Source organism: Paraburkholderia sp. RL18-085-BIA-A (genome assembly GCF_046027075.1).
Taxonomy (GTDB): Bacteria; Pseudomonadota; Gammaproteobacteria; order Burkholderiales; family Burkholderiaceae; genus Paraburkholderia.
On sequence record NZ_JARESU010000206.1, the window covers coordinates 1 to 10,822 of the forward strand.

The following is a 10,822-nucleotide window of genomic DNA, read 5'->3' on the forward strand; positions in this document are numbered from 1 at the left end:
GTGCCCGGTGGGGCACCTCCATGCTGCTCCTGGTGGCCTGCTCACTACCTTGGTGGGGTCCAGCTCCAGATAACCGTCCTCACGGAACGCCAGGCACTCGCCTTCGCTTCCCTCCCACTACCGCTTCAGCGGTTTAGTACAAGGTGCCAAATGTGGCGGTTATCCATATGTGGCGGCCAATGCTGACCCCTTCTTCGGCAGCGGAAATCGGGTAGATCAAGACCACATATAGTTTTCTCAAGCTTCTTTGCATACTGGTCGGATCCGCATCCAGCAAGGAGGTCCGATCATGTTTGAGACCCTGTTTTCTTACCCCAAGGTCGTAGCGCGCCATCGGAACGGGCCGCAGGCTGACGCACGCGAGAGGTTTCTGTTGCATTGCGCAGAGCAGGGATTGTCTCGCCCGACGTTGGCGCACCTTGCCAGTGAGTTGCTGATCGTTGCGCAGGGCTTGCATATGGGCAGGCGCCAAGTCAGTGCTCAGGAGATTGACGTTGCCGCCGATCATTGGGCCAGGCACCAGAAGCGGCACAAGCGCGCCCGGACAGGTAAATGGTCGCGGCAGTGGTTTATCTCAACTGCGACTTCATGGTTGCGCTTCATTGGCCGCATGAAACTGTCCACGAACAAGACGGGACCGTTCGCGGACGAGATGGAACAATTCGTTGCATTCATGCGAGACGAGCGTGGCCTGGCAGCGGCTACCATTCGTAATCGATGCTGGCATCTCGCGACGTTTTTCGATTCGCTGCCCAGTCATAAGCGCTCATTAAGCCGCATATCCCTGGAAGAGATCGACACCTATCTTGCCCGCCATGGCGAGCATGGCTGGTGCCGGGTTTCGGTATCTTCAGCAGCCGACGCATTACGCAACTTCTTCCTGTACGCCGAACACCAGCAGTGGTGCTCCGCCGGGTTCGCCGAAGGAATCAGCGCTCCACGCATATTCAGGCAGGAAGGGCTACCTCGCGGACCTGTGTGGGAGGCGGTTCAACGCCTCATCGCCGCCACCGGCGTTAGCGACGCGGCGCGTGACATTCGCGACCACGCAATTTTGATGTTCTTAGCCATATATGGGTTGCGAAGTGGTGAAGTGGCACATCTGCTACTGGAGGACATTGACTGGGAACATGAGATCATTCGCTTAACGCGTCCTAAGCAGCGCCGAATCCAGACTTACCCCCTGACATACGCGGTAGGCGAGGCGATTCTGCGTTACCTTCGGGACGTCAGGCCCTCGTGTCCCCGACGAGAGTTGTTTCTGACTCTTAAAGCTCCCCTTCGACCGTTGTCGCCCAGCGGTATGTACTACGTAGTAAAGAGCCGCCTGGACTTGTTGCGTTGGCAGGGTCCGGGGCTCGGCCCGCATTGCCTGCGTCACGCCTGTGCTTGTCATCTTGTCGCCTCCGGATTTTCGCTGAAGCAAATCGGTGATCATCTTGGACATCGAAGCGCTTACGCCACCCGTATTTATGCCAAGACAGATCTAGGTGGACTTCGGCGAGTCGCAGAATTTGATCTGCGGGGGGTACTATGAAACTCTCCACCGCTGTGTCAATGTACGTCACCTACAAGCGTTCAGTGGGCATGCGATTCAACACGGAAGCCCGCACGCTAAAGTCTTTCTGTCGAGCTCTGGGTGATATTCCAATGGCAGAAGTCCGGCCTGATCAGGTACTTGCACATCTAGCCGGCACCGGACCCATCACTTCATTCTGGGAGCGCAAGCATGGAGCGCTCTGTGGTTTTTACCGCTTTGCTATCGCACGGGGCTACGCGACACGCTCGCCGTTGCCTACGCATGCCCCTAAACCACCGCTGGCCTTCGTACCTTATATCTATTCTCGCGCGGAACTGCGTCGCTTGCTCGATGTTGCCTCGGCTACTGACCATCCACGCACTCGTATTGACCCTCATGTCCTACGAGCGCTGCTTTTGCTCCTGTATGGCGCCGCTCTTCGGATCAGCGAGGCACTTTCATTAACGATGGCTGATCTGGATCTTGAGCAATCGGTGTTGTGCATTCGCGAAAGCAAGTTTTATAAGACGCGGCTGGTCCCAATGGGACCGGACCTCGCCAAGGCTCTTGGTCAGTTCATCACAGATCGCAGCAGGACGTATTCTTCCAAACCAGAGTCACCTGTATTTCCCTGCCGAGACGGTAGTCCGATCACCGTCCGCGTCGCTGAGAACGCTTTCAGACGCGTGCGGAATCGTGCCGGCGTTTTTCGGCACGATGGTGCCCGTTATCAACCCCGTCTTCACGATCTGAGGCACACCGCCGCGGTCCATAGACTCATTGCGTGGTATCGCAACGGGGCCGATGTCCAGCTCCTGCTGCCTCAGCTTGCGACCTATCTCGGGCACGTTCACATCGCCGGTACGCAACGTTACCTTACCCTCACACCCGAACTGCTACGCGAAGCGAGTTTGCGTTTCGAGCGCTTTGCAATGGAGGCTTCCCATGCGTGACTCCACTTTCCTCGGACCGTGGGTCCGGCGCTTTCTGCTTGAGCATCTGGTCGCAGAGCGTAATCTCGCTCTCAACACTCAAAGAAGTTATCGCGACATGCTCACGTTGCTTTTGCCTTTCCTGGCGAAGAAGCACAAGAAATCCGTCGACCGCCTTAGCGTTGTTGATCTCTCGCCGAAACTCGCCCGGTTGTTTCTCGGACATCTGGAACAGCAGCGTCAATGCGAGGTGAGCACCCGCAACCAGCGTCTGGGTGCCCTCCATGCCCTCGCGCGTTTTATCGGCGAGCACAGTCCGGAACACGTGGACTGGTGTGCCCAGATCCGCCTGATTCCTTACAAGAAGACCAGCCAACCGGGCATCACCTGTCTGGATAAGGCAGAAATGGATGCGCTTCTTGCCGCGCCCAACCGTGAAACTCCGCAGGGTCGGCGTGACTACGCATTGCTGCTGTTTCTCTACAACTCGGGAGCACGTGCGAGCGAAGCAGCACAGCTTCTGGTTCGGGATGTCGACGTGCAGGGCCTGTCCGTCAGGATCACTGGGAAAGGACGTAAGCAGCGCCTTTGCCCGTTGTGGCCGACCACGGTCGATCAGCTCATGCAGCTAATCGAAGGGCGGGCCGTGCACGATCATGTATTCCTGAACCGCTGTAGCCAGCCAATCACCCGCTTCGGTATTCATTCGCTGGTTGAGCGGTCCGCATCCAGAGCTTGCACGCAAATCCCTTCATTGGAGCGCAAACGTGTCAGCCCACACACAATTCGACATTCCACCGCGACGGCTCTGCTGCGCTCCGGTGTCGATATCAACACAATCCGCGGATGGCTGGGCCACGTCTCGATCAACACGACGAACATCTACGCCGAAATTGATCTGGAAACGAAAGCGAGGGCATTGGCCACTTGTGCTCCCGCTGATGGCGGCCAATCCAGCAAGCCTTGGCGAGAACGGCCAGGATTGATGGAGTTCCTGCGTGGACTATAGCGGGAAATATATGTGGTGGCCGATCTGACAATCCGCCCATTTCAGCGGCGCACGAAGGATCGGCGCCACATATGGATAAGCGCCACATTTGGCACCGGGCTCCTACCTCGGGTGTTTGACGGCGAAGCGCCGATCAGGCCATGGATGAAGGATTCGAGGGGGCGGAAGCCAGGCATTGGCGATTCGTCTCATTCGCTCCCACGTCATGGCGTCCTTCTGACTGCGCCGCCGGAGCGTGCGCCGCCATAGATCGGTGACGTGATGCCGGAATGCGACGAGTGCCCGCGAGTTGGTAGGCACCGCGTGATACGCGAAGTATCCGCGAACCACCTGCCTGAGCCATTGCCCTTGCACTGGAATCGGTTCGTGCATGCGCTTCCGTAGCGCCTCCTTGATCTGTCTGAGTCTCGCCCGCATGCGATCCCCTCGGGTCTTCCGCTGTAACTGGAAAGCCCCGCGACGAGATCTGCCGCAGATAAAGATGAAACCCAGGAAGGTGAAGGTCTCCGGTCGGCCAAGACCCCGACTCTGGCGGTTGACCGCTGCATAGCGGCCGAACTCCAGCAGCCTCGTCTTGTCCGGATGTAGCTCAAGCGAGAACTCTTCCAGCCTCGATCGCATCGCGTCCCAGAAGCGCCGCGCGTCGGCTTCGTGCTCGAAGCCGACAACGATGTCATCCGCATACCGCAGGATGATCACGTTGCCTCTTGCTTCCCGCCGTCGCCACCGGTTGGCCCAGAGATCGAACACGTAGTGCAGGTACACGTTCGCGAACAGCGGTGAAGCCACTGATCCCTGTGGTGTACCGGTCTCACTGACGCTCAGCTCTCCGTCTTCCAGAACACCCGCCTTGAGCCACTTGCGCACAAGGCGGATGATGCGCTGGTCGCCGATCCGGTGCTCAATGAAACGGACTAGCCAACTCTGGCTAACCGAGTCGAAGAAGCTCCGAAGATCCGCGTCCAGAATCCAGTTCACCGGAGTGTGGGTAATGGCCGTCGCCAACGCATCCAGCGCATCATGTTGACTACGCCCGGGCCGAAACCCATACGAGAAACCGAGAAAGTCTTCCTCGTATATCGCGTTCAGCACTTCCACTACCGCACGCTGGACGATCTTGTCTTCCAGCGCGGCAATCCCCAGCGGGCGCTGTTTGCCGTCCGGCTTCGGTATGTACTGTCGCCGAACAGGCAGTGCCCGGTACGCTCCGCTCTGTACCTGCGCGAACAGGCGCTGGAGATTCTCTTCCAGTCCTGCCTCGTAGTACCGCCACGTCAGGCCATCCACTCCGGGAGCCGCATTGCGTTTGAGCGCAAAGAATGCCATCCGAAGTCGGTCGACTGTGACGTGGTGTAGAAGCGCGGTGAACCGCTCCTTCTTCCGCTGTCTTGCAGCTTGCCGTACACGTTCCAGCCCCTGTGGCACGCTTGCCCGATTCTGCGCCCGGTGCGTGTGTGGCCGACCCGTGTTCCCCTTGGTCCCCGCCCTTGGCTCCACCCACTCCGCAGCTGGTTCCCCAGCCTTGTTCGCAGGCTTCATCGCTACTACGGCGGAGTCTGACTTCTCCCGTCCGTTCATCATCGGCTACGGCTCCTCGCCTTCCCGATGCGGACCTGTCCATCCTGGGACAGGCCAGACTGGAGATCTCCCGGTTCCCGAACAAGGAGCGTGCGCACATGCCAGGTTCGACGACCACGCCAGGTCATCCCGGCGCTCGCGATTGCGCGCCTGAACGTCTTGCCTTCCGCTACACACACAGCGTCGGCACCCGGGATCAGTTTTCTATCGTGGCTCAGTGGCTGGCCTGCACGTACCCCTGCCGACGCTTCGCCGACATCCTCGCGGATGCCTGCGCACGGCTCGGGGCCGATGTGGTTCGCTATTCCTTCATCGCAGTGGACTTGCACCACCTACTCCTTGCCGGTCTCCCGGCGCACGTGTGTCAAAACTCAGGCTCACGCCTCTCGTTCAAAAAGTCGGCTTTCGAAAAGGGCCTACAACGGCTTGGTGGCGTGTCGGGAAGGGTAAAGTGACCCCTCAAAACCTGCAACTTTTGTGTTTTGACACACCCTCGGCCATAAAGAGACGCACGTCCGCTCGCGTCCAACGGCCGAAGTTCAACCAATTTTTGACGTTCGGCGAAGGAAGTTGGTAGCGCGGAGTATTCGACGACAATCGAGTTGATGGCTGCGGTACGGGCGTGCTTCAGGCGGGCGCCACTTGCGTTTCATCCTTCATCGATCGTGGGAATTGCACTCGGCACATGATCGCGAGATCGCGGTTGGTCGCGCTGCCGCGAATCACCGAAGGCCAACTTCCCTCCTTTGCCAGTCCGCAACACGCCGGAGCGCTGGTGGCCGCATCAAGCGCGCACGCTGTCGTGCGGGTAGGACCAAAGTCCAATAGCAGCGAACCACCATCTCTCATAGTCTTAACTTGGCGTTGACTCAGTTTGCGTACTGAGGTGCCTGTGTGGGTAATAGCGGAACGTTCCGTCCGCACGAAGTCTGGGCGCGGACGCGGGAAACGCAAACCGCCGACCCGCACAAGGACGACGCAGTGACGCTTCGTGCACGCACCGCGATGGGGTGCGGCCTGTGACCCGTCGCAGTTGCGAACTGCTCGTGAAGTGCGCCCTGCATAGGGACGATGCTCGATATCTACGTCATCACCGTTCTGATCGCGCACATGCAGTTCCAAGGGCTCGCGCCCTTCAGACCGGGCCAGCCGCAATGTCGTTCGACCGACGCCTGATCTGGGACAAGGCTGAGAAAGATCATGGCTAGGCCGCCCGATCGACCCGACTCACCCGACATCCCCGTAGCGGTGGCCACGTCTCGCTCGCGCTGGCGCATGCAGATCGTCTGGTTGGTGCCGATCATCGCGGTGCTGATCGGTGGCTGGCTGGCCGTGAAAGCCGTCTTCGAGCAAGGGCCGACGGTGACCATCAGCTTCGCGACCGGGGAAGGTCTCGAAGCCGGCAAGACCAAGATCAAATTCAAGAACGTGGACATCGGCGTGGTCAAGAGCGTGACCTTTTCTAGGGACCACCGCAACGTCATCGCAACCGCTGAACTTGCCAAGGACGCTTCAAGCATGCTGGTCGACGATACGCGCTTCTGGGTCGTCCGCCCGCGCATTTCCGGTGGCACCGTATCGGGCATCGGCACGCTGCTGTCCGGTTCCTTCATTGGCATGGATCTGGGAATCTCAACGAAGACGCGGCACGACTATGTCGGACTAGAGACGCCACCGGCTATCGCCAGCGGCGTACCCGGGCGGGAGTTCGTGTTGAAGAGCCAGGATATGGGCTCGCTCGATGTCGGCTCTCCGATCTTCTTCAGACGCCTGCAGGTCGGACAGATCACATCGTACGCACTCAATGCAGACGGCAAGGGCGTCACGCTGCTGGTCTTCATCAACGCGCCCTATGACAGGTACGTGCAGAGCGATACGCGCTTCTGGCATGCAAGCGGCGTCGACGTGTCCTTGGGTACCGATGGCGTCAAGGTCAACACGCAATCGCTGGTCGCGATCCTGATTGGCGGTCTTGCATTCGAGACACCCGATGACACGGCCGACCAGACGGAGGCTGCCGTTCGCACCGAATTCTCGCTATTCCAGGATCGGGCGGAGGCAATGAAGCGTCATGACCGCATTGTCGATACCTATGTATTCAATTTTAACGACTCAGTGCGAGGGCTGACGGTCGGCGCGCCCGTCGATTTTCGCGGCATCGTGCTGGGCGAGGTGGCGGCGATCTATACGCGCTTCGATCCCGTCACGAAGCAGTTCAGCATTCCGGTCGAGGTGCGCTATTATCCGGAGCGTTTCACGTCGCGTTACAAGTCCGGCCTGGGCGAAGGCCGGGCCAGCGCGAATACCCACCAGATGGCGGACTGGATGGTCGCGCATGGCTTCCGTGCACAGCTGCGAACCGGGAGCCTGCTGACCGGGCAGTTATATATCGCGCTCGATTTCTTCCCCGCAGCGCCCAAAGCCGAGATTAACTGGAGCGCGAACCCGCCGGAATTGCCGACCGTGCCAGGAGGACTGCAATCGCTGCAGGATTCGATCACGACGCTTGTCGCCAAGCTGAACAAGATTCCGTTTGAGGGGATCGGCAAGAACGCACAAAAGACGCTGGCCGACGCGGATACGCTTCTCAAACAGTTGAGCACTGAGGTGATGCCGCAGGCGCGCGACACGCTGGCTGCGGCGCAGACGGCGCTCAACTCGGCGAACAGCGCACTGCAGCCAGACTCTTCGCTGTCACAGACTACCGGCGACGCGATGCGCGAACTCTCGCGGACTGCGGCGGCGTTTCGCATCTTGGCGGACTACCTCGAGCGTCATCCAGAGGCACTTATCCGCGGCAAGCCGGGAGACTCACAGTGAAGCACACGTCCCCGTCACTGGCGATGGTACTGACGGTACGGGTTGGGAGTATTGACCCCTCTGCGTTTTCGACAGTGGACGCGCACGTCACGGTGCGAGTCAGCCTTCGCCAGCGATCCGCGACCGTCCTGTAAAGGCCGAACGCCGGACGTTTGGCCGCATTGGCCTATACGACGGCTGAGGGTTGGCAAGAGGCGGTCGTGCCTGCCTGGCCGCGACCATTCACTAAGCCCACGTTGGGCTGGGGGCGCACTGTCTCAGTTACAAATGATCGCGAAAATCGTACAGCTTTCGCGGCCCGATGATGCCGGATAATGTGACCTGCGTTCAGAGAGAAGGAGTATCCGGTGCGTGTAGGTCGCCCGATCAAGGCATTACCCCAACCCTTGTGCGATTATTGCGGCGCTCACGCCGTGCTCGTGAAATACGGTGAGGCGTCGTATCCCGACCGCGAGGTCCACGGCGCGCTATGGGTCTGCTCAGCGTGTCAGGCGTGGATCGGCATCCACTCGCGTAGCACGCGGAACGTGCCGCTGGGGCGTCAAGCCGACGGCGCGTTGCGCGACGCGAAGAGCCGCCTGCACGACACGCTCGAGCCGCTGGTCGCGGGCAAGGTCAGGCGCGATTGCGTCAACCTGTTTGAGGCCCGCGCGAAAGCCATCCGACGGGTCGCCGGCGAACTCGGCTACGTGCCGGTGCCAGGATCGATCCACAACCTTTCACTCGAACAGTGCGAGCAGCCAATCCGGTATGTCGAAGCATTCATCGCGCATCGCCGCGCTGCATCGCCTGGTGATCGGGCTTAAGCGAAGCCTGACGGTGGCCGATATTCTCATTGCAAAGATCACCAACGAACCCTGATGCCCAAAACTCTCCCATTCGCGCGCCACCCCAACTCGGCACGAGCACGGCGCGCGAAAACGATGCTGTTGCCGATGCCTCGCGCCACCGCCGACGAGCTCGCGCTGCGGGTACACCTTGCACTCGCAACCATGTGGGCCGGCGCCGGCAGCGTGCGTGACGCGCAGACCCTCACGCAGACGATGATCCTGACGGGCTTTATCGCCGAGGCAGGCTACGGCGCGGCCACGTACGAGCAGCTGGTCGTCGCGGAGGCGGCCATGTCGGCTGCGTTCGACCGCGGCCGCGATACGGGCGAATGGCGGCTCGATGAAGGCGCCGCAAGTCAGCTCGCTGCAATCGTCACAACCTATGACGAGCAACTGCGCCGCGCGCCGTTGTGGGCTGTCGCTGAAGCGAGCGAGCGGCTCGACCGCTTCCAGGCAGGCGAGCCCTATCAACGAGCAGACCGCAAGCTGGCCTGAGCCGGCATTGAGTGTCCGGTGACCGTCTAGCCTCGGCCTTGAGAGTCGCACTGGTGCGGCGCGAACAGTCGTCAGCCTGTCACCGCCGCGACCTGAACAACCGTATAAGCTCTTCGCGTAGCTCAGAGATGTCCAGAACGTGTCGTGCACGCGTGACTGCCACGTACAGCAGGCGCATCTCGTCTTGCTCCAGCATCAGGCGTCCGTCGATGGTCTTGAAGCGAAAATCATTGGCTACTTTCACCCGTTTCCATTCCAGCCCCTTCGCGCGGTGAACGGTAGAGATTACGTAGTCGGCGGACGCCTCGGGCGTGATTCGCCGCGCCAGTGCACGCAGATAGTCGGTGCCAAACTCGTCGACAATCCGTACGATCGGATGCAGGTCGCGCCCGACCGCGCTCTGTGCAAACGCCTGAGCGTCCTTCCACGTTTCGAACAGGGAGAACGCCGCTGGCCGGAACGCTCGTTTTCCCGCCTGCAACTGATCGGCACCATCCGCAAACGCCATAATCTCGGCGGGATTCATCCGGATCGCTGGCTTGTAACCGGCTTCGACGCCCGCGGCCAGTTGCCAGATGGCTGTCACGTTCTTCCGACACAAAATGGCATCGACGGGTGGAGAGACAGTAGGGTCGTCCACCAGAATCGAACCGATTGTGTCCTGGCCGCGAATGGGTGTGCGCTCGTCAAGCAGTCCGAGAATACGGCTGGCGAGCGCAGCGACCATGGGTCCGAAGCGGAAGGATTCGGTTAGCGCCCGCTCGGGCGCATCGATCTGCGCCATTGCATTGACAGCGCCACGCCACTCGTAGATTTGCTGGTAGGGATCACCGACGTAAATGATCTGCGCGTGGCGCTGGCGGCCAAGCACCGAGAGCATGACGCCATCGCTGTCTTGCGCCTCGTCGAACAGGATGAAGTCCGCGTCGATACGCGGCTCAGTCTGCGCCCAGACTTTCAAATAGACGTCCGGCGCAATCGCGCTGCGCCCGCGCGGGTGAGTGCTTTCCTGCCACAGGCGCACAACGTAGGGAAGCAACGATTCGCGCAGCCAGTCGGCCGCCTTGTCATGGACCTTTTCGTCGACAGGGATATGGTATGGCTCGGGATCGCGTTGCGCCGAGCGGCAAAACCGGCCCAGACCGTCGACTATCATCTGGCCAATTTCGAACGGCGTAACTTCGACGGTTTTGCCGGTGATGGTGGGCACCTGGATCGGTCCGAGCCCAAAGCGGGCCGCCAATTCATGCGACGGCTCCGCCTGGAAATTCACACGCGCGGTCAGGGCGGAAGATACCGAGTTGTACGCGAGCGAATGCACCGTGCGCGCGCTGACATTCGACGGAAAGCGGCGGCGAGCGTGTTCGGCGATTTCTCTGTTGAAGGCGAGATAGCTGCCACGGCGACCCGTGAGGGAATCGGCAACCAGCCGTAGCGTTGAAGTTTTGCCTGCACCGGCGTATGCCTTGATCTTCAGGTCGCCGCCTCCGACAACCGTGTCTACGACGGCGCGCTGTTCGGCGGTAGGCTTGAACGAATCGGGCATGGAATATGGGGCTGAGCGAAATTGTCCATAGTGTGCCGGAAAATGCGCTGTGGACAAGCCGCGAGGGGGCAAGCGGACTCACCCCACCCCTGT

At 60.3% G+C, this 10,822-nt stretch carries 8 protein-coding genes; 6 read left to right on the forward strand and 2 right to left on the reverse strand.

What is annotated here, in order from left to right; genetic code table 11:
* Positions 1-289: 289 nt before the first annotated feature.
* From P0D89_RS48115 to P0D89_RS48125, 3 genes are read left to right on the forward strand one after another with little or no spacing between them, the layout of a single operon-like run.
* Complete coding sequence (locus P0D89_RS48115) at positions 290-1,537, forward strand: tyrosine-type recombinase/integrase (protein ID WP_408369726.1); 1,248 nt, start codon at positions 290-292, stop codon at positions 1,535-1,537.
* On the forward strand, positions 1,534-2,472 hold the full coding sequence (locus tag P0D89_RS48120; protein WP_408369723.1) for a tyrosine-type recombinase/integrase: 939 nt from the start codon (positions 1,534-1,536) through the stop codon (positions 2,470-2,472). Before P0D89_RS48115 ends, P0D89_RS48120 begins: the two co-directional genes overlap by 4 nt.
* Entirely contained in the window at positions 2,465-3,460 is a 996-nt protein-coding gene (locus P0D89_RS48125; protein WP_408369720.1) for a tyrosine-type recombinase/integrase, read from the forward strand. The genes P0D89_RS48120 and P0D89_RS48125 overlap by 8 nt, the downstream gene beginning before the upstream one ends.
* 102 nt (positions 3,461-3,562) lie before the next feature.
* On the opposite strand, the gene ltrA is transcribed toward P0D89_RS48125, so the two are convergent.
* Positions 3,563-5,041, reverse strand: a complete 1,479-nt coding sequence (gene ltrA, locus P0D89_RS48130; protein WP_459252682.1) for a group II intron reverse transcriptase/maturase — start codon at positions 5,039-5,041, stop codon at positions 3,563-3,565.
* Between the two features lie 1,197 nt (positions 5,042-6,238).
* Here ltrA and P0D89_RS48135 point away from each other — a divergent pair.
* From P0D89_RS48135 to P0D89_RS48145, 3 genes are all read left to right on the forward strand, one after another.
* A complete protein-coding gene (locus P0D89_RS48135; RefSeq protein WP_408369717.1) occupies positions 6,239-7,858 on the forward strand; it encodes a PqiB family protein in 1,620 nt (539 codons plus the stop codon).
* Positions 7,859-8,205: 347 nt separating this feature from the next.
* Positions 8,206-8,664 (forward strand): zinc-finger-containing protein, encoded by a 459-nt coding sequence (locus P0D89_RS48140; RefSeq protein WP_408369714.1) that lies wholly within the window; start codon positions 8,206-8,208, stop codon positions 8,662-8,664.
* A gap of 54 nt (positions 8,665-8,718) precedes the next feature.
* Positions 8,719-9,183: a hypothetical protein gene (locus tag P0D89_RS48145; protein ID WP_408379011.1), complete on the forward strand. Its 465-nt coding sequence runs from the start codon at positions 8,719-8,721 to the stop codon at positions 9,181-9,183.
* Between the two features lie 79 nt (positions 9,184-9,262).
* On the opposite strand, the gene P0D89_RS48150 is transcribed toward P0D89_RS48145, so the two are convergent.
* Positions 9,263-10,729: a UvrD-helicase domain-containing protein gene (locus P0D89_RS48150; protein WP_408379012.1), complete on the reverse strand. Its 1,467-nt coding sequence runs from the start codon at positions 10,727-10,729 to the stop codon at positions 9,263-9,265.
* Positions 10,730-10,822: the final 93 nt, after the last annotated feature.

What these genes read in the sequence shown, in the direction of transcription:
- P0D89_RS48145 (WP_408379011.1), top strand. Translation starts at nt 8,719, where the DNA reads ATGCCCAAAACTCTCCCATTCGCGCGCCACCCCAACTCGGCACGAGCA.
- P0D89_RS48120 (WP_408369723.1), top strand. Translation starts at nt 1,534, where the DNA reads ATGAAACTCTCCACCGCTGTGTCAATGTACGTCACCTACAAGCGTTCA.
- P0D89_RS48115 (WP_408369726.1), top strand. Translation starts at nt 290, where the DNA reads ATGTTTGAGACCCTGTTTTCTTACCCCAAGGTCGTAGCGCGCCATCGG.
- P0D89_RS48150 (WP_408379012.1), bottom strand. Translation starts at nt 10,729, where the DNA reads ATGCCCGATTCGTTCAAGCCTACCGCCGAACAGCGCGCCGTCGTAGAC.
- P0D89_RS48135 (WP_408369717.1), top strand. Translation starts at nt 6,239, where the DNA reads ATGGCTAGGCCGCCCGATCGACCCGACTCACCCGACATCCCCGTAGCG.
- ltrA (WP_459252682.1), bottom strand. Translation starts at nt 5,041, where the DNA reads ATGATGAACGGACGGGAGAAGTCAGACTCCGCCGTAGTAGCGATGAAG.
- P0D89_RS48125 (WP_408369720.1), top strand. Translation starts at nt 2,465, where the DNA reads ATGCGTGACTCCACTTTCCTCGGACCGTGGGTCCGGCGCTTTCTGCTT.